Origin of the sequence: Vibrio sp. RE86 (genome assembly GCF_013114545.1) — a bacterium.
Taxonomy (GTDB): domain Bacteria; phylum Pseudomonadota; class Gammaproteobacteria; order Enterobacterales; family Vibrionaceae; genus Vibrio.
Map to the genome: position 1 here is coordinate 161826 of NZ_VTXI01000008.1, position 23648 is coordinate 185473.

Sequence of the window (23648 nt, forward strand, 5' to 3'; positions counted from 1 at the left end):
ATTAGATGTTCAGCTTGGTCACGTTGGAGATAACTAAAACTCGTCCATCAGTGAAGTAGTCGTGTTCTTCATCGAGCGTGACTGGCGATTTTAATGGTGTTAACTGAACCGTAGTTTCAGGCAAATGTGTCATGACTTGCGCTGCCAACTTATCTCGCTCTTGGTCAACATTTGGATCTACGCTGTGCAACACCGTTAAAATTCCCGAGTAAGGGGTTAGCTGAAGGCCATCATCATAACTTATCGCACCAATCCAAATTTTTTGCTTTGTTTCAGCGTCAATACCCGCCTGCCACCAACGTATATGGCTGCGCTTCATTAAATTACCTGGTAGCTGAAACGCCAGCTCTTGAGGAATGTTATTCCAGTAAAGATCCGATACCGGAGGCGTGTCATTTCTTAGCAGTTTTACGTAGTCGGAAAACTCCAAGTCGTCTCTTGAGAACGTCTTGTTTTGTATCCAACCTAGCTGCTCCATTAGCGCTTTCGGCGAGTGACCTAAGTACAGAACATTTACAGCCTGAGCATCGAATATAGAGGACTTCCCTGGATACACTTTGAAATACAGGTCTTGCAAGCCCACCTCTTTCTGCGCCACTTTATTCGTTGTCGCGACATGTAGTTCTTGATGATCATCAGCGTAGAAGAAAAAGTGCATGTAGTTCGCGTATAGCATCGACAAGACAAACACAGCGGTAAATTTAGTGAACAACAATCGCCAACGCATCTTCCTACCCAGGAGATAAAATGCAACACTCACGGCAAGTGCGATGAGACTAGGCTGATGCTCAACAACAAACGCTTTTACCTCATCAATGAGCGGAAACTGGTCCACCCCATACGCAAGCAGATATCCCCACGCCACAAATTGGCCAACACCAAGCAGCAAACCAATTGACGAGTACAAGGTGAAGCGTCGCCAACCTATCTTTTGAGTACCCGCAATAAATGGCACAACCCAAGCGATAGGCCCAAGCAATCGAGAAAAAGCCAGTACATAGTTGCCCTTTTTGTACATTAGGTGACGGCATCTCGCGATCGGGCGGCGCGTTTTAATCTGCCAACGAATAAGCCTTTTCTGTGCTGGTAATCCCGCTTTACGACCGATAAAAAAGCTAATTTGATCACCGATAAACCCACCGAGAAGCACCGCGGTGACTCCCGTAATCACACCTTGTTGCAACTGGTAACCCGCCGCGATCAAAAATGGCTCACCCGGAACAAAAAGATTGGGGCCGATTAACGCATCCAACAAGGCCCCAATAAACAATCCAAATCCTTCAAACATTGCCGCTTACCCGCGCCTTATTGCTCTTTATAGTGGCCGAATTTATATTCCATTTCGTTGTTGCGCATTTCACCAAAGAAGAAGCGACGAACATTGGCTTTTAAATAGGTAGCGCCCATTTTGAATACACCGTCTTGGTCAAGGCGACGAGGATCAAAACCAAAAGTAAGGTTTAAGAATCTAAAACGCCACGTTTTACTCGCACGCTTTACGTAATCGCAGTCTTCACACAACACGATCTCTTCATCAAAACCGTTCAATTGTTCATGGACGCGTTTGGTCGAGAAAATACATGCACCTACTGCCGTTGGGAATGTAAACTGAGTAATGAACAACCCGAGATTAAACAAGCCATAACCAAGCTTATGTACGATAGGTAGCTCTTTGGCTCCCATATAAACGCCAGCCACTTCTAGCTGTTTCTGCTCAAGCTGACTGATTGCATTCGCTAAGAATGTTGGATCCAACCTGACATCCGCATCTAGAAACAGCAGTCGCTCATGTTTTGCTAGTGCTGCGCCCGTATTACGCCCCAAGCTAACTCCACGTGTCTCCATTTTATGAATCGTAAGTTCAGGCAAAGAGGCGTCATAAGCAGCTGCAACTTCACGCGTTGCGTCTTCACTGTTTGAGTCGACTAGGATCACTTCGAACTCTTTGTGAGTCTGCTTGCTAAGATCTTCCATCAAACGGCCGATTCGTTTTTCTTCATTAAGTGTGATTACTACAATGCTAACTGGTCCCATAACGTCTTCCTCTTGTTTAATTCGTTATCTTGGGGTTCAGAATACGGGTGGCTTGCTTAATCAATCGTGAGGGGAATGTTCAGTTTCGGTTCATATAAGAAATCACCATAACTGCACTAATGTATACAGGGAGACAGTGATAAAATCGTAGCGCGCTAACTAATTGAATTGATTTACTCAAAACTTGGTCAGTTGACGCTATTATCTATTGCTACAGAACCTATAGAGTGATAGTATCCGCGCTCGCTTGAAGAGTTACTACCAATTTCTCTTGAGCGTTTACCACACATGACAAGGTCGCATTGTTAGTGTGAATATGAATATCTTAAATTTTTGAGAGTAATACTATGAAATTTGAAGCAGTAGTACGTACTGAACTAGGTAAAGGTGCGAGCCGCCGCCTACGTCACGCTGGTAAATTCCCTGCAGTTGTATACGGCGGTGAAGAAGCAGCAGTATCTATCGTTCTTAACCACGACGACGTTATGAACCAAATGGACAAGCCTGAGTTCTACGAAGCAATCACTCTAGTGATCGACGGCGCAGAAGTTAAGGTTAAGCCGCAAGACGTTCAACGTCACGCTTACAAGCCAAAAGTTGAGCACATGGACTTCATCCGTATCTAATTCCCTACCAAGGAATTAAATAGGATTAAATCCAGCCTTTTGCATATAAGATAATCGGCCTTACCATCCGAGAAATCTAAAAATTCGAAACCCCGATGCTACCAACATCGGGGTTTCACCGTTTTTGAGCGCTAACTTTCAGAAGATAATCAGGCCAAAGATCTCTTTCACGTCATAGAGAACCTTCTGCGTTCTTTCTTGTGATTTTTGACTGCCTTGCTTCAAAATCTCCACCAGCTGAGCTTTATCATTAAGAAACTCTTCTTGGCTTTTTCTAATTGGTCTCAGCAACTATGCTGCAGTTCAACCGTGTTCAATTTTAGCGAAATGCTATCAATAACCTTACTTAGCAATGGGCACTATGTATGGTAAATAGATTAATTTGCGTACTTAGATAAGATTTTGGTCAAAGTAACAAAGAATCTGCTAATTTCTTATGAGAAAGCGCCTAAAAAGGTGGACTTTACAAAGTCATTGTACCATTCTGCCCGTCCACTAATTTAACTTAATCAATGAGACGAAGTGCCTGCTGAAAACTTGCTCAGCCTCCCGTATCTCATTAGTAGTAAGGAGTTCAACTTGAACCTATTTGTAAGAGATCTTACCGTTATCGATTCTTCGTATATTTGTGAACACAGAGGGGTCGTGGGAGATAGTTGGATTTTAGATGTCACCATGTCTGGCGAGCTAAATGAAATGAGCATGGTGCTCGATTTCGGTCGCGTAAAGAAACAGATCAAACACCTCGTCGATGAACATGTCGATCATCGTTTGCTTATCCCCACTCGAAGCACTGCTGTTTTCTTCGCAGAGAGCAAGCCAGGTTACTCTACGCTCGATGTGATGCGTGGTGATAATAGCTTGCACCTCAACTGCCCTAATGAAGCCTACTGCTTAATCGATAGTGAAGCCGTTACCATCGAGAGCATTACTGAGCACGTTTACTCCATTCTGCGTGATAACTTACCAAGCAACGTTACGGGCATTGATATTACGCTACGTAACGAAGCCATTAGTGGCGCTTTCTATCACTACACTCACGGCCTTAAAAAGCACGACGGAAACTGCCAGCGAATTGCTCACGGACACCGTTCTCCGATCGAAATCTTAGTCGATGGACAACGTGACACAGAAAAAGAAATCGCATTTGCAAAACGTTGGGAAGACATTTATTTAGGGTCTGTAGAAGATCAATGCAATGTCGAGGCGCTTGAGTTGAGTGAACATGCTGACCATATTTCAAATTCAACTCACTATGGATTTCGCTATACAGCGCCTCAAGGTGACTTTCAGCTCGCTATTAGCAAAAGTGAAACTGAGACTCTACCGACCGACACGACTGTTGAATTGTTGGCGAATTACATCGCTGATGAAGTAAACGCAACACTTGAGCCAAACCAATCACTACAAATTATTGCCTATGAAGGTGTTGGTAAAGGCGCAATGGCGTCACGCTAATACCGTCTTACGCCCTATAGGCACCCAGTCTATAGGGCACTGCTCCCCTCTCGAACTCGCTCCTTTTGCACACTGTTTCTACCCGATTTTCAATAATTCACCACAACCACGATAAGTTGTTCATGAATTTCTCTCATGTTCAATGTGAGAGAATACCATTGTCTCCGGTGCATCAAACCACGTTATAAATACAGCTCTTCCTTGAATCTAGACAAATTTACAGTCATCAGCTTAAAGCACCCACTCTAGGTATGCGTTTAGAGTTGTGAAAATTACTGACTGAAAATAGAAAATAATCAGAAAGCCTAGAAAGAGTGAAGAATAACTTCAGCGTTCATCTCAGGAAATAGGATATCAGAGCACCATGAGTACAGAATTTAATTTTACTATTAAGAGTCTAAGTCTCGATGAGAATTATCATCCAGCCGATAGCACACGTATTACAACGAACTTTGCAAACTTGGCTCGTGGAGAAAGTCGCCAACAGAACCTTCGCAATGCTCTGAAGATGATTGATAATAGTTTCAATGCATTAGCGCATTGGGATAACCCTAAAGGCGATCGCTATTCTGTAGAACTTGAGATCATTTCTGTCGATATGGATATTGTCGAGGGCGGTGAAAGCTTCCCTTCCATTGAAGTTTTAAAGACTAACATTATCGACCGCAAAACCAATGAACGCATCGAGGGTATTGTTGGAAACAATTTCTCATCTTACGTCCGCGATTATGATTTCAGCGTATTGTTGCTTGATCATAATAAGGACCAACCGAAATTCACAATTCCTCAAGACTTTGGTGATTTGCACGGTAAGCTGTTTAAATATTTCGTCAACTCTCAAGCCTACAAAGCGAATTTCAAAAAACTTCCTGTTATCTGCCTGAGTGTTTCGGACAACAAAGTGTATCACCGCACGGATAACCAACACCCTGTTCTAGGCTTTGAGTACCAGCCTAATGAGTCTTCTTTAACTGAACAATACTTTAAGAAGATGGGACTAGATGTTCGCTATTTCATGCCACCAAATAGTGTTGCGCCATTAGCATTCTACTTCTTTGGTGATTTGCTCAATGACTACACCAACCTTGAACTCATTAGCACAATTAGCACGATGGAAACTTTCCAGAAGATCTATCGTCCTGAAATTTACAATGCCAACGCTGTGGCGGGTAACTGCTATCAACCAAATTTAAAGAACCAAGATCACTCTTTGACTCAAATTGTTTACGACCGTGAAGAACGCAGTAAGTTAGCGGTTAAACAAGGTAAATTTGCCGAAGAAAACTTCATCAAGCCATACCAAACTGTTCTTGAGCAGTGGTCGGCGAACTTCGCTCTTTAACTCACTCAAAGGTACGGTACTTTATTATGAAAACATTATTACCTACTTCAACAGCTGGCAGCTTACCTAAGCCTTCTTGGCTCGCTCAACCTGAGACACTTTGGTCACCTTGGAAGCTAGAAGGTGAAGAACTCATCGATGGTAAGCAAGATGCACTTCGAGTGTCGCTACAAGAGCAAGAACTGGCTGGTGTTGATATTGTTAGTGATGGTGAACAAACGCGCCAACACTTTGTCACCACTTTTATCGAGCATTTGAGTGGTGTCGATTTCGAAAATCGTAAAACAGTAACCATTCGAAACCGATACGAAGCGAGTGTACCAACGGTTGTCGGCCCTGTTTCTCGTCAAAAGCCTGTTTTTGTTGAAGACGCGAAGTTCTTACGCAAGCAAACAGATCAACCGATTAAGTGGGCGCTACCGGGCCCTATGACGATGATAGATACTCTATATGATGACCATTATGGAAGTCGTGAAAAACTGGCTTGGGAATTTGCAAAAATCTTGAACCAAGAGGCAAAAGAGCTTGAAGCCGCAGGTGTCGATATCATCCAGTTTGATGAACCTGCGTTTAATGTCTTTTTTGACGACGTCAATGAATGGGGTATCGCTTGTTTAGAGCGCGCCATTGAAGGGCTAAAATGCGAAACTGCAGTGCATATCTGCTATGGCTACGGCATCAAGGCCAATACAGATTGGAAGAAGACGTTGGGTTCTGAATGGCGTCAATATGAAGAAGTGTTTCCTAAACTTCAACAATCAAACATCGACATCATTTCGCTTGAGTGTCACAACTCTCGCGTTCCTATCGAACTCCTAGAGCTTGTTCGTGGCAAAAAAGTCATGGTCGGTGCAATCGATGTGGCGACAAACACGATTGAGACGCCAGAGGAAGTTGCAGAGACGCTACGTAAAGCGCTTAAGTATGTCGATGCAGACAAGCTCTACCCTTGCACCAACTGTGGTATGGCTCCCCTTCCCCGTTCGGTTGCCAACGCTAAGCTCAACGCATTAAGTGCTGGTGCTGAAATCATTCGCAAAGAACTTTCAGAATAACGCTCATAGCGTCAAATCGTACTAAAAAAGGCTTCCGATATTCGGAAGCCTTTTGTCTTTCTGCAAGTAAACAGAGCTCTATTACTGTGGATTGAGTCCAAGAGTTTGTAGCACCAACTTAAAGTTGTCTTGGCGCTCTTTAACTGCGTGCACTTCACCACTGATAGGACAAGTCGAATCAGGACAGCCACGGTTCACGATACCTGATACAGCATCGATAAATGCAGTTCCTTTTAGACCACCGTCTACATAGGCTTTTAGCTCATTGTGGTAGTTCCAGCTTGCGTAAGGGCCACCAACATCGTTATAAGTCTGCACTGAAGATACCCAATAGAACAGACCAGCGATCCATTTGATCTCGCGGTTCTCTTCAGAGCTACAAATTAACCCTGGGTTTGAACAGAAATCGAGGTCAGCATAAAGCGGATTTGCAGGAGCGGCTTCGACGACAACACCGTTAACCGTTGTACCAACAGTTTCAGGGTTAACATGAGAGCGTCCCATAAAGTGGTTTAAAGTACCAAAGTTCTGACGACCTGTTGTTTGGATAACACCACGTCCCCACCAGCCACAACCTTCGACAGTACCGTTAGTATCGCTACCATCCCAAATGAACTTACCGGCTTTCTGGCCTTCGTATACTTTACATTCGCCACGTTCCCAAACTTGCTTAGAAGTATCAACACTGGTTGGCACTTCCATACAGTGACCATCGTTCGTCCAGCGACCAACGTTGCCATTTACTAACAAGCCTTTTTCTGCAAGAACAGAGTCAGGAGCTGCGAAAACAGGAGCTGGTGCACCATACCATTTCGCATTAGTTAGTGCCGTCACTTCCATTTTAGGATCGCGCGGACAAGAGTATGGGTGGTCAATACCAGTGTTAGGATCCATACCGTAATCAGCGTACTTCTGACCTAACTGACCACAACTTGCTGTCATTGGGTAGTTAACAGGAGCACCGTATCTTACTTCTGACCAGTTGTTCTCATCACAGGCGTTGTAACGAATGGTCTCTTGCATACTTTGTGATAGGAATGCAGCAATGGCAACTTTTGCATACATCGCATTGGTCGCATCATCTGCTGTTTCGTCGAGTAGCCAGAATGTGTTACCAGCAACACCCACGTTATGCATTGAGTTAAGCCCTGCAAGGAAGTCAGCCCACTTGTAAACTGTTGAAGGAGCCCAATTCGCTTGAGAAACCTCATACAAGAACGCTTGATTATTCATTGCGTTTTCTGCTGAAGCTAACTCGGCATTCAATGAAGCAATACGAGTGAGAGGGCCATTTTGAACACTTTCACCAACGTAATACAACGGAACAGTCTCAGCTTGATAACGTGCGATTTTAGCATCGAGATCAGCGCTACCTGTGTCAAACAAAATCGCAAAGACGTTGCTGTGAGCCGCTTTACGTATATGACGTTCACCCGATGTACTACCTAAGAAGTACGTCGCTGCCTGAGACGTTGGAATCGAATCAAGTAGTGCAGGTGTTTTAACATGGTCAGAAACCTGTTTAACGTACTCTAACGCATAATGCCACTGCTCTTCAGTCAGCACGGCTGTCGAAGCTGACTTAGTAAAGGCTACAAAATCACCTTTGTTGAGTGAATCAGCTTTGTACAGTTCAAACGATGACAACAGGTCTGCAGATGCGCCCGATGCTGCGTTCCATACTGCGCGTTTACCTGAATGAGTATTGTACGCAAAGTCCCCGATACTTAACGTCCAACCGAACGTTGCTTGCGGAGCTAGAGTCGAAATCACTAGGTTGTGTGCTTGCGCCCAACCTTTTACATCATCAGTCAGCGCATTTATCGCATTCGCGTCAAGCTGACTATGTGTTCCCGTTGCATCTACTGCTGCTGTAAGCGCTTGTTTGACAGAAACCACACCTAAAGCTGCACCTTTATCAGTCGTTGCAACATCAAGTACATCACTGCTTAAGATGATTGATGTTGAACCCGCCAAGTCAGCCGTTTGAATCAAGGCAACAAATGCATCCGTTAGTTTCGCAACATCAGCAAGATCCTGACTGTTTGCAACATTAACGGTTTGAGTAGAAGGAGCATCCAACGTTGCAGGACTAGCGGCGACAAAATGACTCGGCCAACCAGCAACTTCCAAGCGTACTGGATCTAGCGGATTAGGCAATGAAAGTGCTGTTGTACCACCACCACCAGAAGAGGCATTATCACAATCTAGATGGTGACCCCAACTGCTGTCGCTGCCTGGTGCTGAAGATGTCCACCAATTAGCTTTGTAAGCTACATTTTCATTGACCATTATGTCGCCACCATTTGCATGGTCACCTTGGGTCCAGTTTGGATAAACATTGAATTCAGCACATACTCCCACGCCTGGTGTAGGATCAGGAGTCGGTGTAGGATCTGGGTCCGGAGTTGGGTTTGGTGTAGGGTCCGGATCTGGCGTTGGATCAGGGTCGGGAGTAGGATCGGGATCTGGTGTTGGCGTCGTGCCTGATACCAATTTCCATGGTGAATCCCATTCATTCGCGTAGCTGTCTGTCGGGCTTTGGCCTGCGTTGACCCACCACTTAGCCTCATAGGTATTGCCATCAACCGTGACTTGAGTTCCACCAGAGTATGCTTTCGATGCATCGTAAGGTTCAGCAGCGTACAAATTACCACTCAACACAATACAAGCTAGTGAAGCCGCCACCTTGCTTATCCTAAACATAACAGTTCCTTTTGTTTAATTTACACACCAATTCTTTACCCGCCGTTTCTTCGTCGAATAAATAATCGTTAAAAATTAAGTTAGCAACTCTTTATATTTTTATCTGGAAAATAAAAACAAGTCATACAGTTATGCGGCAAGCATCACGTGGTAATAAATATTTAAATGAATGGATTTAGCAACCTAGGCTAAATAGATTGATCTCAGTTCAGAATACTGAAAATCCACAGAAATATGCAACAAAATGATCCTATTACTTCTATTCTTAAGGTTTTATTGGTGCAAGCTTGAGGTATGAATGTAACTGATCATTCTTATATTCAACTGCCGAGTGAATATTGACAATCTTATTGCCTACTACATTGAGCGTATAACGGTTTTCTCCTTTTCGGATCTCAACAGATAAGATCCCATCCCTTAAAATCCAAGAGCCTGACGTTCTAAAACGATCAAACAAACGATACTCTTCGAGTGTTCCGTTTGCGTTAAAAATCACTTCCGTTATATAGCCACCAGTACACGTTTTTATCCAACGTGAGTCAGCAACATCTTGAAGCTCAAGAGCTCGCTTGCCTTGTAACCAGCTTTGGTATTTCTGATTGTCAGAAACTTCCAAGCTTGTTTGATTTACATCTACTAGCTGAGGCTCGTCGTTTTCTCTTAAGAACAGCTGATGAAGAACTAGAGCTTTATCCAATGTTCGATTCCTTATTAAAAAATACACCTTGGCATATGGATACTACCGAGGTGCATTTAATGTCGATTGAGATAGATATGTTTGAGAGAAACTATGCTGCCTCTTCGCGCAGGCGAGCAAAAAACACGGGGTATTTATTTTTTATATGGCGTTGTTGATCAACCATAATTTTGAATGTCGGGCCCTTCTTGAGTTGAATAATTACCTCATCACCTTCAAATCTCAAGACCGCACCTTCGATACTGACAGAGTCTTCATCAAGTAAATTGAGAACACCTTTCACAGATAAGCCTCGGTACATAGAGGTAAAATTGTTGGCAACCATACGAATACCACCTTCCGAAACCTCCGTAACTTGGAAGGTCTCATCACCCAGATTAACGAACGGGCGAGCTCGCTTAGGGTACTTAAGTCGGTAGAATTTCCGTTTCTGTTCAAAGCCACTCATTATCCTGCTCCGTACCTTTGATAACTTGATATAATCTTTAAGTATAAGCTTTTAACGAAACAAAAGGTTAAGAGCAGAACGATCAACATCACAGTTTATTTTATAGATTGGTACGCTGTGGAGGTTTAGGGATGTCAAAAGGCATGTGGAAAATGGTTTGCTCAATTCACTGATGGCTAAACCGATCATTTGAGCGGTTTAATATTTGTTTCGTCTAGGCTTTAAGTAACTTCAGATTAGCTAGAGTGCCACCAGAATTATAGTGCTTAATCGCAGCATCTTTCTGCTTCTTTAAATCCTCACTTGGTTTTGCCCACTCTTCTCTCGGTAGCGGCTTTGACCACTCATTTACTTCTGGAGGGAAATTTGCCATAGAGATTCGATTATCCCACTCCGAAACAATATAAGGCAGCTTCCAGAAACATAAGATATTAAAAGCATAATAACCGAACATATTAAAGTATGAGGCGGTAGGATCTGACATACTCAGAGCAAATAAAGGACGATGGCTTTCTCTAAATTTTTTTCTTAGCTTATTTCGACTCGCATCAAAGGACTTTCTGTCTTCATTTTGGGCTTTTGTAGCCCAATATTCAGGTTCTTCTTCCATGTAGCAACGAATAATTTCCCACGAGCGTTGCCCTTCTTCCATGATCCCTACTGGTCTTTTAAACATCCAATAATCTTTACGCGACGAATCCGGCAATGCGATTCCGAATGTGACATTTGAGACAATTGCACTACCTGTAAAGCCTTTGTACATGGATACCCATGAGACAGCTTCCTCCCAAGGGACAATTGTAGGCGTTTTACTTCCCTCTTCGAAATAACAGACTTCTCTACGCTGTCGATTAAATCGAATTGGCTTCTGACGTGCTTTTTTTAGAGAAGAATTGATCACCGCACTCCAACCAAAAGTTGAAGGTAGCATGATAGCTAAAATCAAAGCGCCCCAGTCCTCTTGAATTGTTACGAATAGTGCTTGAAAAAATCCTTCATGTGTATCTTTCATTATATTTGCACTAAACATAAACACGGACAACACTACGAACGTTGCAAGCATGACCCAAAATATTACTAATTGCGCTTGAAATGCTTTTCCTTGGTTTGACTGACCGATATCCATATACGAATCGTTGATTTCTAATATTTGGTTTGATTCACCTAAACTATTGGGTGAAACTCTCGCCGAAGGTAATGGCTTCGGTGAAAAGAAAAGAGCCTCACCTAAAGGATAGGTGCGAACTTCTCCAGCAAGCGGGCGTTGATCGTTTAAGTTAAAATCCTGTTCTACGCTTTGGTCTTTAGTCACGTTATACGCCTTGTAATTTCAGTTGACTTGTCGTAAGCGGTAATAAGTTATCACGTACAATGTTTTTTGCCTTTAGCATACTTACTTCACTTAAAAGTCCGAGTCGGTTTAAACTTGTAGTTTGGTAACGCACAACTGTTTTTTCTGACGAATCCAGTGTTGGAAAATAATGTAATTCTACGCCGATACCATGATGTGCATTCGCTTCGCGAGGGAAAACTGGAAGTCCGATCTCAAGTGGCTCATTTGATGAACTCAAACAGACCCATTGCTGTCCTGCTGCTTCAGTCCAAGGCTGCCATTTGTTTCTTTGCTGATCTAAAAGCCAATAGACCGCTATTTCGATTCCAGCGTTATCAAGTTCATTGACAGTAATGCCAGGCATTAACAATGATAAAGCATTTCCTGCAGGAAGTTGTTGAATTGACATGCTTGGTTTAGAACTGATTCTAGCCAGTTGCTCGTTGCTTAATTGAAGTGAATTATTTTTTGGCGCATTACCCCATAAACTATCTCTAAACCATTGCATATAGTCCGACAAACTAAAGTAGTTATACCCTGCCGTAACCCCAAGTTGAATTGCAGACACAACCAAGCCAATCATATTAACTCTTATGCCAATCGAGAGAAGTCGGCTACTACTGCTTGCCCAGAGAGCGGCCCTTGCAGCACTTTCTGTTTGCATTACAGCCCATCCTACTTGAGCACTTCGATATAGTCCCAAGCCATTTACCACCGTCATACTAGATTCGGCAAAAAGATCTGTACTATGTTTAACTACTGACGTTGTTTTTCCTTTTGATAGTGCTTCCACCAATTGACTACCTGATTCATATGCTTTCATTGTTGATGAAACCATACCAAACAGATATGCACTTCCACCAAGAGCGGCAGTCCAGCGACCTAAATTAGCACTGTAAGCTAGCTTTGAATTGATATGGTTAACACTATTGAGCGCTGCTTTATCATAATTAGATCTCAAACCTTGCGCAAAGCCGAAAGTGGCACTCAATGCTGAAGTTGTGTCCCTTATTAAAGATACTATACTAACGTTCTTGTTAGAGCTTGTTAAATTGGAGTAACTATTAATGGCATTATATACTGCAAAAAAGGTGATAACTGCTGATAACCCATCCCAACCACTAAGATAATTCCAAGATCTGACTTTACTAATCGAACGATAATCTGAAGCCATCAGTTTAACATCAAGTTTTTGAGCTTCGCTTAGGCCTTTTATATAAAATCCCGCCTTTTCAGATCCTTCTCCAAATGGAGAAATTGATTCATAGATTTTTGTTTCAAGCTCGGAAAGTTTGACTTGATTAGCCTTGTGACTTTCGTTAAGGGCATCTACATCAGGCTTACCCGAACGACCTTTTTTTCTATGTTCTGCCCACACTTGACGTATTGTATTTTTCAAGGAGGTATTGTCTTTTCGGATCTTGGTTGCTTGTTCAGTAAGAGTATTGAATTTACTCATTTCCTTCTCACTTGCAAAACCAAGAGTTATGTCCGTATTTCTATAGGCTTGCAATACGCCAAGCCATGCAGCACCCGTGTGACTACGCAAGACTTCTGAGGGATTGAAGTCCTGAACACTACTTACTTTTTGAAAAAAAGTTTCAATAGTGTTTGTTAAGCCAATCGTATTAGCCGGAACGTATGTTGAATCAATAAGTTGCGAAAAACTATTTAAACCGTCGTTCGTTTGAATAACTTCATGAGGTCTGAACTGCTCATTGAAGATGGTATTCAGTTCTGTACCGATATGGTTAAGTTCAGTGAGATCTTTCTTAAAAGTAGCGATGAGCTTCGCTTCCGTTATTTTTTTACTAATGGCTTCTGTCAGTTTGTCGTATTCATCAACGGAAAGCGTAAATAATGCTCGATAGCTAGCGACCCAAGGCATTTCTTCTAGTTTTTCAGAAACCAACTGGCTAGCGGCATCATTCCAACACAGATCCTGAATACAACTATATTCGGCAGCTAGTAACTCTTCTAACTGTTTGTTAGTACTTGAGTCAAAGTACCAAGCTGCAAAGTAAAAGCGCTCAAACAAATCTATGCGATCTTTGGATATTGAACTCAGCCTTTCATCCCAAAATGCTAGTTTCTTTCTTTCTTTTTCTAAAAATTTCTCCATTTCATCTTGATGTATTAGTTCTCGAATTCCTTTCTTACCATGTGACGCGTTCCAGATTTTCCATGAGCTAACTCCATTGAGGTCATTGTCAAATTGCTCTTGGATGTCGTAGATTATATCGCGATATTTATCCATAACTTCATCGCCGAGGACTTTCTCCATTGCGCGATACTTTTCACCAACAGAAGGACGCATATAATCACTACGTTTATCGTCGTACTCTTGTATCCAATTTACAACGCTCTCCTTCTGGTATTCTGAAAGTTCATCCGTAAACTCTTTATTCCCCAGCAATGCAGCAAGAGCGTCAACTTTCTCTGGTGATACCTGCAACTGAGTTTCGATATACGAACCTTCGAGATATTTTTGATATTGTTTTTCGTCAGACTGCCAATCCTCCAACGATTTTGCGACCAATCCCTGATAGCTTGCTAAGTCTCTTAACACTCCTATATCATCATTGAACACTAAATAAAGATGATCTTCTCGATACTCAGCGAGAACCGAACTGCTGATAGTTGTGAAATCTATTTGCCTAAATAGCGACTTATGCTCCCATTCATATGGCTGGTAATCTAGGTCACTCGTATTAGTTTCCGGCTGCTCTGAACATTCAGCAATGAGCACTGATGCTTGTTTTGGTGTTAACAGATCTGTTCCACCATTAATCGCATCAAAGCCAGATAGGTTTACCTTTTGCATAAAACGTAATCTGTCTTTATCTGACCCTATTACTTGAGAACACTTCTTGGCAGTCCATTGCAGTTCAGAATAGGAACAGTAAATAACATCACACCTTTCAAAAATTAAGTTTGCTTCTCCGATTGACGTTGTACGTTCATCACTATTTACTTCAGAATCTTGCCAAAGTAGTTTCGTGATTTTCCCTGCTTCGGCTCTATATTCGTGAAGTACCCAGTTACTGTCAGTTTTCGCTACCACATAAATCCACCCATCACGCAGCAACCTTATACCTAAAGGCTTAGATTGGGTCTCGAAAGGTATTTTTGTGTGTTCTTTAGCTGATAACGTTTCGACCAATCCATATCTAAGAGGAACTAGCTGAATTTTGTTTTTCTTAAGAGGACAAGCACCCGCTGGGTCTTGAGCATCTTTCGTCTGACCCAATTTAGCGTCGTCGTTTGGGGTGCTCATACTTGTTTCTCCTGAGTAATATTCTGATGTGAGTATGCTTGGGCTAGTTCGGATGCAGCTTCTATTCTTTGAGAAGGCGTTTTATGAGATGGTATTTCAATGAGTTGGTAAATATCTGGATAAACTTTTTGGTCAAGGAACTTATCCTCGCCCAAGAAACCGATTACATTCATGTACATTAGAAGGTCACATTCAGATGTAAAACCTTTGCCATAGGCAGTTGCTGCATGGCGTTCTACCCATAATAAGCTATCAGTACAATTCTCAAGTAATGTTGGAAACCACTTAAAAACATGCTGGCTGAGCTTCTCAATTGTGGTGTTCCAAGATATTTTTCCAAGTAGAGCCCATTGCTCGTCAGTAATCTTCAGACTCCTATCATTAAAATCGATATTTGGAGTTCGCTCAGCTTTCCACTCTTTACGAGTCGGTATCCATACCTTGGATATATCGTTCCAGAATTGAGGGGTTCGAGTTGAGTAGAAGACCCAAGCGCACTCCGAATGCGCCATTTTTACGTACACCCTACTACCATATGGTGACTCTGCGATGATCAGTTTTCTATAGTTTTCGCCGATACGCTCCAGAGAATGACTAGAAGCAATAAAATAGCCAGCCATAGGATTATTCTGCGCAAAGAACCAATCTCTAACGTTCTTTGATGCATGTACAACATACGGTGCTACTTCGATAAGCTGATCGTGAGGTGCTTTCATGTAGATGGGCTCTAAATTAAGCTCCACTTCTAGCGAATAGAGTTTTAAAGCTAGATCTTCAATTTGGCTTCCATCAACGACGAGATACAACTTTTCACCTCGTGCTAAATTAAAAGTTAGCCCCGCCTCCAAAAATGCTTTGTTAAGACTATCCATCATTATTGAGCTCTTCACACACTTCACATACAGGTTCTGATCCTTTTAGTGCTTCTATTTGCCTACTTTTTAACAGTGGGCTCATCGATTTTTGTGTTGACGTTAACTGTGATAACAAAATCTCTTCCGGCGCAACCGGCGCCTCTAGCCCCAAAGGTAAAACAGGTGCTAACCCACTGTAGCCACTGCCGCTTCCTGCGCTGCCGCCAGAGTTCAGGTTGATAGCAGAGCCCACAACATGTACACCGCCAGAATCTACCTTAACAAAGCTTCCGCCAGCTTTAATAGTGATCGCACTGCCCGCATCTAAAACGATTTTGTTGCCCGCTTTTAGGTGTACTTCGTCACCTGCATCTATGGCTGTTTTAGTTTTGACTTTGTGTTGTAGCGCACCGTCAATATTCACCGTTTTGTCAGCCATGACTCGTTCTCTGCGCTCACCTTGGACGGTCGAATGCCAATTGTTTTGGGTCAATTCAAATTGATCATTTTCGACGGTTAAATGTTTATCATGCTTAACCTCTGACAATTGGTCGTTTTTAACTTCAACATCTAAGTCTTTCTGAGCATGGAAATAGATGCGTTCTTTGTCCGCTTGGTCTTCAAAGCTAAGCTCGTTAAAACCCTGACCTTGATAGGTTTCTGTTCTGAACACCGTTTTCGTTTTGTGTTCAGGCAAAGAATAAGGCGGATTGTTTATGGCGTGGTAAGTTCGACCTGTAATTATGGGCTGATCTGGGTCGCCATTAAGAAAAGACACGATAACCTCATGACCGACTCGCGGAATCGCAACCATCCCATACTGACTTCCAGCCCATCCTTGCGATACTCTCACCCAACAGGAGCTGTGTTGGTCGGTGTTAGAATAACGGTCCCAATGAAAATGAATTTTTACTCGGCCATACTCATCACAGTAAATATCTTCGCCCTCTGGTCCCACGACGGTAGCCATCATTGGCCCATCGACTAGAGGTTTTACCGTTGGCTTGGCTTGCCATTCTTGATTGTTAGGAATCACTTTGAAGTGATTGTTGTATGTAGTCTCACCTTCCCCGCCGTCTTCTTCAAGTGACTGGGGCTGCGATCCGTTATGTTGAGCAGAAACAACAAGCCATTCTCTACTTGCAGACGAGTCCGTGTGGTCTTGTAATAAAAACTTTGTGCCAGCCACAAGACTGGGGTGATTACTTTCTCCCGATGCAGTTTTGGCGTCTCTACGCAAATAGCCTAACCGAGTCTGATTGAACAACTTACCCGACGCATCATCTTTAAACCTACCGGGGTGTTCAAAGTGCTCGTAGGCGTCTGTTCTTTGATAGTCAGCAACTAGGGCATTCGCACTCTGCTGAAACGTGTAAGCTGGCTTCTTAAAGCTATAGTCTTGTAGTTGGGTATGGCTTACTTGAGTTTTGTTACGCATAGAAAACGCACGAATGTAAGGCGCTTCGACAACTCCTCCACTTAGATTGTTATACGGAATTGGCTGTTCGAGTTTCAAAAACGCGCCACTATCATCTGTAAACAGTAAAGTATGTTTACCCTTATCTTGCACAACGCAATACACTATTCCTTCTTCTGCGGATAAGCGGTGAACAAAATCTAAATCAGATTCACGATACTGAGTGCAAAACTCTCGCTGTAAATGCTCAGACTTCAAAACGAACGCGTAATCGTTGACTCCCATCTCTTGAAGTAAAATCGAAATAATTTCAGGTACCGTTTTAAACTGAAAAATGCGCGAGTTTCTACGAAGAGCTAAACGCTCAAGTGCCGGAACGAGAGTCAAATGATAAAATGTGTGGTTGTAGCCTATGTCACCTTTGCCGAAACGGCTTATTACACCGTTTAAACGTTGAACGATCTCCCCATCTTGCACCAATTCAAAGTTAGCCGGTTGATCGAGCAATTCATTTGGATCTATGTCTGAACGCCGACTGGCAAGCCTGAATTGATAACGAAAGCCATTACAAGATCGACTTTCATCCAGGCTCGACTGCGACAATGATTCATCTCCTGAGAATTCAACAACACGAAAAGTATCCTCTTCCAGTCCATCAACGTGAATATTGAACCTTAGGGTTGCCATGCTCATTCCTTCTTGAGATACGTTTGAAAGCAGATTTAATGCAAACTTCAAGCCAAGATTAAGGCACTGAATCTATTAGCTTTAGTTTAACCAAACGTAACTTTTAAGCTGATAACTACCAATACTGGCAAATTATTGCTCAGAAGGAATGTAGATTGCTCGATGTTCCAAAGCCCACTCTGCTTGAACTCAACCATCAGAGAAATTCATATTAAAACAATATGTTATATAGCGAATAAATACCTGAGACAAAGCTGAATTATTCACTTTACTTTTACCAAGATTGGGCATAAATTTCGCGCAACATTATCGATGAGAAACCGCTATGTCTGAGCAACGTTTAGGCAATGGGATGGCCGCCTTTTCCTTTTTGCTTTGGGGCCTACTTCCTCTCTATTACCAGTTCTTACCTAACGCAGCCACTGATGAATTACTGGCTGTAAGATTGATCGCATCTGTACCGTTTGGCGCCTTGATCGTTCTTTTTATTACGAAAAAGCTACCTAGTTTTTCTGAAATTTGGGCAGATAAACGCTCGCTGCTCTATTCAGCAATCGCGACTATTATGATGTCGATTTCGTGGTCAGCCTTCACCTGGGCACTGACCAATGATCGAGTGATTGATGCCAGTCTTGGTTTTTTCATTAGCCCTATCGCGATGATCGGACTTGGTGTTTTCTTGTTAAAAGAGAGCCTATCTTTAGGTAAGAAAGTCGCCCTGCTATTGGCTTGTATCGGTTTAAGTTATCAGGTCATTCACTATGGTGAAATTCCCTACGTCGCTTTAACAATGGCGCTCTTCTTCGCGTTCTATGGGTGGTGCAAAAAGAAGATCAATTACAACTGGAGTACAGGGCTGTTTGTCGAAGCGCTAGTGCTGTTACCCATCGCATTGGCGTATATGGGGTATAAAGAGGTTACCGTCGGCGCAGAGTCTCTTAACTCTGGTTTATCAACATTTATGCTGTACGTTGGCGCTGCACCTGCGACGCTTTTGCCTCTGGTGTTTTACTCTATCGCGATTCGATTAACTACCATGTCAACAATCGGTTTGATGCAGTATATCGAACCAACGATCCAGTTCTTTTTGGCGATATACCTGTTTGGAGAAGTGTTCGACGAAGTCAAACTAGTCAGCTTTAGTTTTATCTGGGCAGGGCTGCTTTTCACTATTTTCGAAAGCCTTCGTGGGAAATATAGCGCCAAATATCAATAATAAAAAACCCAGCTCTCTCAAGCTGGGGTTTTATTTTAGAATGCAATACTTAAGCTACCGTTCCACATCATACCTACTGCAATAATTGCAACAGTACCGAGCAGGCTAGCGCCTAATTTTTCTCGTCCTTTAAAAGGGTTGATCCCCTGTTCTTTTTTCGCTTGAACGTAAAAATAAAGACCTGGGATGTATAACAGTGCAGACAACAATAAGTAGTTAAGACCAGACGCATAAAGCAGCCAAAGTCCATAAACTGTCGCGCCTAGCCCAATAAACAGTAAGCTCCCTTTATTTCTCTCTTGGATGGCAATTTTAAGAACAAAGGCACCAATTAAGAAATACGGAACGAGGATCATCTCTGAAGCGATGATCAACAATGTGTCATAAGTGCTGCCTGCAAACATAACAAAAACGAGTGAAATTTGGATCCATACGTTGGTAAGTGTTAGAGGGCGGACGGGACTTCCTGTCTTGTTAACCTGAGCATATTTGCTAGGGAACATTTTCTCTTTAGCACACAAGTAAGGCGCTTCAGAGGCGAGAACAGTCCAACTCAAAAAAGCACCACATACCGAGATCAAGAGGCCAATACTGATAATGTACTGCCCCCAAGGACCGATGATTGTAGTGAGCACTTTAGCCATCGATGGGTTTTGGTACGTAGCCAACTCAACTGGCTTCACAACACCCATCGAAAGTAGCGTAACAAATACATAGATCGCCAGCGCCGTTAAAAGACCAAGAATAGTTGCTCGGCCAATATCTTTTCGATCACGTGCGCGACTCGACACCACTACAGCGCCTTCAATACCAATGAACACCCAAACAGTAACCAACATGGTGCTTTTAACTTGGGCCATCAGATCGTGTTCTTCGCCGAAATGTAGGCCTGAAAAGTCGAGTGTGAACGTATTCCAACTAAAAGCGGCAAATGCGCACAGAATAAAGATAATCAACGGTACTAATTTGGCGTATGTCGTCACCATATTAATTAACGCAGCAGTCTCTACTCCCCTCAGAACTAGGGCGTGCACCATCCACAAGAGACATGAAGCACCAACAATCGAAACTATGGTGTTCCCCTGCCCGAAAATCACATTATCAGGCGTGTCGAACAGCATTCCTAGTGTACTGAAGACGATGACCAGATAAGAGACATTGGCGAGCATCGCACTTAACCAGTACCCCCATGCCGAGCAAAAGCCAACAAAATCGCCAAAGCCGTCTTTCGCGTAGCCGAACACGCCACTGTCAACGTGCGGTCTTTTGGCTGCTAGCTTCTGGAAAGAGAGCGCAAGAAAAATCATGCCGATGCCAGTAATGGTCCAGCCGATCATCACCGCTGCAGGGCTTGCTACTGAAGCCATATTCTGTGGCAAACTAAATACACCTGCGCCGATCATGGAGCCAATCACGATCGCCGTCAGCGAACTCAAGCCGAGTTTATTATCCATTATTATTTCCGGTGTTACCGTTCTTTTAGAGGGCGCAATTTTACGCCGAATTAGCCCAAATAGGCAGAGTGACTGTGATCGAAATCGCACACATCTGGTTCAAATCGAAACTTTCATTGTCACTGATCAATTAACGCCTTGCATTATAGCGACAAAACTCCATTAAGAATTAAATAAATAGATACTTAAACCAGAATTTTAAATTTAATTGGTATCTAAACCCAAAATAATAAATAAATAAGATATATAAGACACCAAACAACCACACAAATTATGACTATTTATGCGCTCGTGGATAACTTTTATTCCTAACCGCTCGCACATTGCTCGGCTTAGACTACAATCTAATAAGGCGAAGGTTTGAGAGTGAACCTCGCGCTACCATGGTATCCATTACTTCCTGTTTGTACGGTCGCTTATGCGGCCATTTTTTTGCTTCAAAGATCAAAAAAGCAGCCTACTGGCTGCTTTCTCTTGGATTCATTAATGTTTCGAGCTTTCGAGCCTTTGCCCGAATTCTGCCTGTTCGTAAATATCCGCCAAGCTTCTATCTTTACGAGCTTTGGATCGTTTGTTCTTAGCGACGTAGTGATAATCTTGATCGTTAAGCGCTTTCTCATGCGCTTTTGCTGATTGAACAAACTGAGGATCAGCCATTGCTTTCTGGCGTAGGCGGTTCACACGTTCAATTGTATCTAGCAACATAATACACCTCCCAATTACCTGTATCTATATCCAGTATAGAAGTTATCCCTGTAACGTCAAGAAAAATACTGTATATAAAAACATGAAAAAAGATAAACATCTGAGGTTATTAGCATATTACACAAGATATCATCGACATAAACTTTGCTATCCATGAATTCAATCGGTAATTCCTATTAATAGATTTACCCTATCGCAGGAATCTAGAGTTCCCATTTTCATCCCACAACCACTCTTTATAAACTTCTCCCATCCATCAGAAGTTGAAAGTATGAATAATGAAGGCAATTGTTGTTGAAGGCGGTGCGATGCGAGGGGTTTTCGCATCAGGGGTACTCGATACGTTTATTGAAGAGCAGTTTTTTCCCTATGATCTTGCTCTCGGTGTGTCGGCAGGTGCATCAAACCTTGTCGGTTACCTCTCAAAGCAAAAAGGACGAAGCTACAAGGTGATCACCGAGTTAGCGACTGATAAACGCTTTTTTAATCCTAAAAGGTTTATTCAAGGTGGACATCTGGTCGACGTGAAATGGCTCGTTTCAGAGTCCGACAAACGTTACCCTCTCGACCAAAAGGCCTTGTTCGATAATATCCCTATGCTTGCAACAGCCACCAATATTGAGACGGGCCTAGCTGACTATTACCAAGTGCTACCTCATAACCTGTTTAATATTCTTGAAGCCACCAGCGCCCTGCCTATTGCTTATAAGCAGACGCCTTGCTTCTCAGGGGGATGTTATACAGACGGTGGTGTCGCTGACTCAATTCCTGTAATTGAGGCTTATCGACAAGGTGCAAAAGAGATCACCGTCGTTCTGTCACATCCGTTAAGCTATGAAATGCCAAAAAGCAGAAGCTCTTGGTTAATCCAAAGATTGCTAAAACGATACCCGATGATAGGGAAAGCGATGAAAGAAAGAACAGATCGGTACAACCAATCGTTAGAGTTCATCCGTAATCCACCAAAAGATGTGACGATTCGCGTAATCGCCCCACCAGAGCACTTCAACGTTAAGCGTTTGACAATGGATTTGAAGACTCTTAAAGAAGGGTATGAAATGGGCGTTAGCGAAGGGGAAAAACACCTTGCCAGCCGACAAGGTGTTTATGGATTAACAGAGGAAAACTGTCACTTTTGTCTTTAATGTGCAATATCGAGTTGGTTATCTTTAACACCATTCACTCGGAACCAACCAGCAATACTAAAACGTTCACTATTGGTTGGTAGCACTTCATGAGGAAACTGTTCAGAGAAGAAGACGAATAGACGCCCTGCTTTTGGTGGAATCGTCGCGATCTTCTTGTCATTGAGGTCATACACCACCAACTCACCCGCATCCTCTTCAGACCAAGATTCATTCATGTAAAAAACCGTTGTTAAACGACGGTTTTCATTGCCCTTAAAACAGTCTAAATGTTTCTGGTAAAAATCACCTTTCTCATACTTGGCAAAGTGCGCTTCGTACTCGAATAAGCCTAGGAAAAAATGGCGGTTGGCCTCAAGGCGAATCTGCTCCATTTTCGTAAGAAAAGCTTCAACTGGTTGCCCCATAGCTGGTGATAACCACTGAATCTTATCGCTTCGAATTGCACTTTCACGCACCACTTCATCGTTTCTTCCAATACGTGCTTTTTTCCAATCTTCAGGGATACTATCTCTTAATTGAGCAACTTCGTTCTCAGTTAGAAAGTCATCCCAAACGTAGTAGCCTTGAGTGGTTAACGCATCAATAAGTTGGTTCATTCGTCGTTGTTGTCCAGTGATTAAATCAGAGGACGCCTTATACAGAACTCACCAACGAGTTAACAAATCGAGTTGTTTATCGTCTCGACAACTTTCCTTTTGAGGTTAAAAGCGAGATAGGTCCAGTTCGACAGATTCACCCAACCAGTATGCGTAATCGGTGTGATCTTTATGGTCATCGCCCGTTAACGCATGAACCAATACGGAAAAAGATCCGCGATTTTCTTCAAGCCAGGCAATCAGAGCATCAAAATCATTTGCCGTAAACGTGATAGAGAAACTCCACATTGTATGTGGCCCAACAGGCTTCTCATTAAAGTTGCCAACTGGTAGAGAAAAGGTCTCTTGTACGTTTTCACGTAACGCTTTTGCCGATGCACTTGTGTTTTGATTGAAGTAGATATGAGCGTGGTAATCTTGGTGAATATTCTTAGGGAAGGACATAGTGACTTCATTGTTATGATTTTATGCGCCTATCATACCATTTCTTTTTTGGCGACTCGCTGTGACTTACATTCATTACAAAAAGAGCCCGAGAGTTCACTCTAGCCCCAGAGCGTAACCGATCAGTATTGGCTGGTTGAACCCAGCGCGA

19 protein-coding genes and 1 pseudogene are annotated in these 23648 nt (G+C 42.8%); 6 read left to right on the forward strand and 14 right to left on the reverse strand.

Annotation, left to right across the window (positions count from 1 at the left end):
* Position 1: 1 nt before the first annotated feature.
* On the reverse strand, positions 2-1288 hold the full coding sequence (locus F0231_RS10160) for an LssY C-terminal domain-containing protein (RefSeq protein WP_171759616.1): 1287 nt from the start codon (positions 1286-1288) through the stop codon (positions 2-4).
* Between the two features lie 17 nt (positions 1289-1305).
* On the reverse strand, positions 1306-2034 hold the full coding sequence (locus tag F0231_RS10165) for a glycosyltransferase (RefSeq protein WP_171759617.1): 729 nt from the start codon (positions 2032-2034) through the stop codon (positions 1306-1308).
* Between the two features lie 347 nt (positions 2035-2381).
* Here F0231_RS10165 and rplY point away from each other — a divergent pair, with 347 nt between their 5' ends.
* Positions 2382-2660: a 50S ribosomal protein L25 gene (rplY, locus tag F0231_RS10170; protein ID WP_171759618.1), complete on the forward strand. Its 279-nt coding sequence runs from the start codon at positions 2382-2384 to the stop codon at positions 2658-2660.
* 138 nt (positions 2661-2798) lie between these two features.
* Here rplY and F0231_RS20950 read toward each other — a convergent pair.
* A pseudogene (locus tag F0231_RS20950) lies at positions 2799-2951 on the reverse strand (tryptophan--tRNA ligase); the annotation flags it as partial.
* Between the two features lie 288 nt (positions 2952-3239).
* Between F0231_RS20950 and F0231_RS10175 the strand changes: the two are divergent.
* From F0231_RS10175 to F0231_RS10185, 3 genes are all read left to right on the forward strand, one after another.
* On the forward strand, positions 3240-4118 hold the full coding sequence (locus tag F0231_RS10175) for a 6-carboxytetrahydropterin synthase (RefSeq protein WP_171759619.1): 879 nt from the start codon (positions 3240-3242) through the stop codon (positions 4116-4118).
* Positions 4119-4482: 364 nt separating this feature from the next.
* Positions 4483-5460: a DUF1852 domain-containing protein gene (locus tag F0231_RS10180; protein WP_171759620.1), complete on the forward strand. Its 978-nt coding sequence runs from the start codon at positions 4483-4485 to the stop codon at positions 5458-5460.
* Between the two features lie 26 nt (positions 5461-5486).
* Positions 5487-6515, forward strand: a complete 1029-nt coding sequence (locus F0231_RS10185) for a methionine synthase (RefSeq protein WP_171759621.1) — start codon at positions 5487-5489, stop codon at positions 6513-6515.
* A gap of 81 nt (positions 6516-6596) precedes the next feature.
* Here the strand turns inward: F0231_RS10185 and F0231_RS10190 are convergent, their stop codons facing one another.
* The 7 genes from F0231_RS10190 to F0231_RS10220 form a co-directional block, all read right to left on the reverse strand.
* On the reverse strand, positions 6597-9221 hold the full coding sequence (locus tag F0231_RS10190; RefSeq protein WP_171759622.1) for a cellulose-binding domain-containing protein: 2625 nt from the start codon (positions 9219-9221) through the stop codon (positions 6597-6599).
* A gap of 265 nt (positions 9222-9486) precedes the next feature.
* Positions 9487-9918 (reverse strand): hypothetical protein, encoded by a 432-nt coding sequence (locus tag F0231_RS10195; RefSeq protein ID WP_171759623.1) that lies wholly within the window; start codon positions 9916-9918, stop codon positions 9487-9489.
* A gap of 91 nt (positions 9919-10009) precedes the next feature.
* A complete protein-coding gene (locus F0231_RS10200; RefSeq protein WP_171759624.1) occupies positions 10010-10366 on the reverse strand; it encodes a PilZ domain-containing protein in 357 nt (118 codons plus the stop codon).
* 214 nt (positions 10367-10580) lie between these two features.
* Positions 10581-11678, reverse strand: a complete 1098-nt coding sequence (locus tag F0231_RS10205; RefSeq protein ID WP_171759625.1) for a DUF6708 domain-containing protein — start codon at positions 11676-11678, stop codon at positions 10581-10583.
* A 1-nt stretch (position 11679) separates the two neighbouring features.
* Positions 11680-14976: a toxin VasX gene (locus tag F0231_RS10210; protein WP_171759626.1), complete on the reverse strand. Its 3297-nt coding sequence runs from the start codon at positions 14974-14976 to the stop codon at positions 11680-11682.
* Positions 14973-15851, reverse strand: coding sequence for a DUF4123 domain-containing protein (locus F0231_RS10215; protein ID WP_171759627.1), 879 nt, complete (start codon positions 15849-15851; stop codon positions 14973-14975). Before F0231_RS10215 ends, F0231_RS10210 begins: the two co-directional genes overlap by 4 nt.
* Positions 15841-17934, reverse strand: a complete 2094-nt coding sequence (locus F0231_RS10220) for a type VI secretion system tip protein VgrG (RefSeq protein ID WP_171759628.1) — start codon at positions 17932-17934, stop codon at positions 15841-15843. Before F0231_RS10220 ends, F0231_RS10215 begins: the two co-directional genes overlap by 11 nt.
* Before the next feature lie 325 nt (positions 17935-18259).
* On the opposite strand from F0231_RS10220, the gene rarD reads away from it, so the two are divergent.
* The gene (rarD, locus tag F0231_RS10225; protein ID WP_171759629.1) at positions 18260-19150 is read left to right on the forward strand and encodes an EamA family transporter RarD; all 891 of its coding nucleotides are present in this window, start codon (positions 18260-18262) and stop codon (positions 19148-19150) included.
* A 35-nt stretch (positions 19151-19185) separates the two neighbouring features.
* Here rarD and F0231_RS10230 read toward each other — a convergent pair whose 3' ends face one another.
* Positions 19186-20604, reverse strand: coding sequence for a basic amino acid/polyamine antiporter (locus F0231_RS10230; protein ID WP_171759630.1), 1419 nt, complete (start codon positions 20602-20604; stop codon positions 19186-19188).
* Between the two features lie 483 nt (positions 20605-21087).
* The gene (locus F0231_RS10235; RefSeq protein WP_171759631.1) at positions 21088-21309 is read right to left on the reverse strand and encodes a hypothetical protein; all 222 of its coding nucleotides are present in this window, start codon (positions 21307-21309) and stop codon (positions 21088-21090) included.
* A 275-nt stretch (positions 21310-21584) separates the two neighbouring features.
* Between F0231_RS10235 and F0231_RS10240 the strand changes: the two genes are divergently transcribed.
* Positions 21585-22454, forward strand: coding sequence for a patatin family protein (locus F0231_RS10240; RefSeq protein WP_367613472.1), 870 nt, complete (start codon positions 21585-21587; stop codon positions 22452-22454).
* Here F0231_RS10240 and F0231_RS10245 read toward each other — a convergent pair.
* Both F0231_RS10245 and F0231_RS10250 read right to left on the reverse strand, forming a co-directional pair.
* On the reverse strand, positions 22451-23053 hold the full coding sequence (locus F0231_RS10245) for a 2OG-Fe(II) oxygenase (protein ID WP_171759633.1): 603 nt from the start codon (positions 23051-23053) through the stop codon (positions 22451-22453). The genes F0231_RS10240 and F0231_RS10245 overlap by 4 nt on opposite strands.
* Before the next feature lie 105 nt (positions 23054-23158).
* Complete coding sequence (locus tag F0231_RS10250) at positions 23159-23497, reverse strand: DOPA 4,5-dioxygenase family protein (protein ID WP_171759634.1); 339 nt, start codon at positions 23495-23497, stop codon at positions 23159-23161.
* Positions 23498-23648: the final 151 nt, after the last annotated feature.

Bases quoted from the DNA above. Each gene is read 5' to 3' on its own strand.
- F0231_RS10180 (WP_171759620.1), top strand. From the start codon at position 4,483: ATGAGTACAGAATTTAATTTTACTATTAAGAGTCTAAGTCTCGATGAG.
- F0231_RS10210 (WP_171759626.1), bottom strand. From the start codon at position 14,976: ATGAGCACCCCAAACGACGACGCTAAATTGGGTCAGACGAAAGATGCT.
- F0231_RS10245 (WP_171759633.1), bottom strand. From the start codon at position 23,053: ATGAACCAACTTATTGATGCGTTAACCACTCAAGGCTACTACGTTTGG.
- F0231_RS10185 (WP_171759621.1), top strand. From the start codon at position 5,487: ATGAAAACATTATTACCTACTTCAACAGCTGGCAGCTTACCTAAGCCT.
- F0231_RS10160 (WP_171759616.1), bottom strand. From the start codon at position 1,288: ATGTTTGAAGGATTTGGATTGTTTATTGGGGCCTTGTTGGATGCGTTA.
- F0231_RS10215 (WP_171759627.1), bottom strand. From the start codon at position 15,851: ATGATGGATAGTCTTAACAAAGCATTTTTGGAGGCGGGGCTAACTTTT.
- F0231_RS10220 (WP_171759628.1), bottom strand. From the start codon at position 17,934: ATGGCAACCCTAAGGTTCAATATTCACGTTGATGGACTGGAAGAGGAT.
- rarD (WP_171759629.1), top strand. From the start codon at position 18,260: ATGTCTGAGCAACGTTTAGGCAATGGGATGGCCGCCTTTTCCTTTTTG.
- F0231_RS10190 (WP_171759622.1), bottom strand. From the start codon at position 9,221: ATGTTTAGGATAAGCAAGGTGGCGGCTTCACTAGCTTGTATTGTGTTG.
- F0231_RS10165 (WP_171759617.1), bottom strand. From the start codon at position 2,034: ATGGGACCAGTTAGCATTGTAGTAATCACACTTAATGAAGAAAAACGA.
- F0231_RS10250 (WP_171759634.1), bottom strand. From the start codon at position 23,497: ATGTCCTTCCCTAAGAATATTCACCAAGATTACCACGCTCATATCTAC.
- F0231_RS10200 (WP_171759624.1), bottom strand. From the start codon at position 10,366: ATGAGTGGCTTTGAACAGAAACGGAAATTCTACCGACTTAAGTACCCT.
- F0231_RS10230 (WP_171759630.1), bottom strand. From the start codon at position 20,604: ATGGATAATAAACTCGGCTTGAGTTCGCTGACGGCGATCGTGATTGGC.
- rplY (WP_171759618.1), top strand. From the start codon at position 2,382: ATGAAATTTGAAGCAGTAGTACGTACTGAACTAGGTAAAGGTGCGAGC.
- F0231_RS10235 (WP_171759631.1), bottom strand. From the start codon at position 21,309: ATGTTGCTAGATACAATTGAACGTGTGAACCGCCTACGCCAGAAAGCA.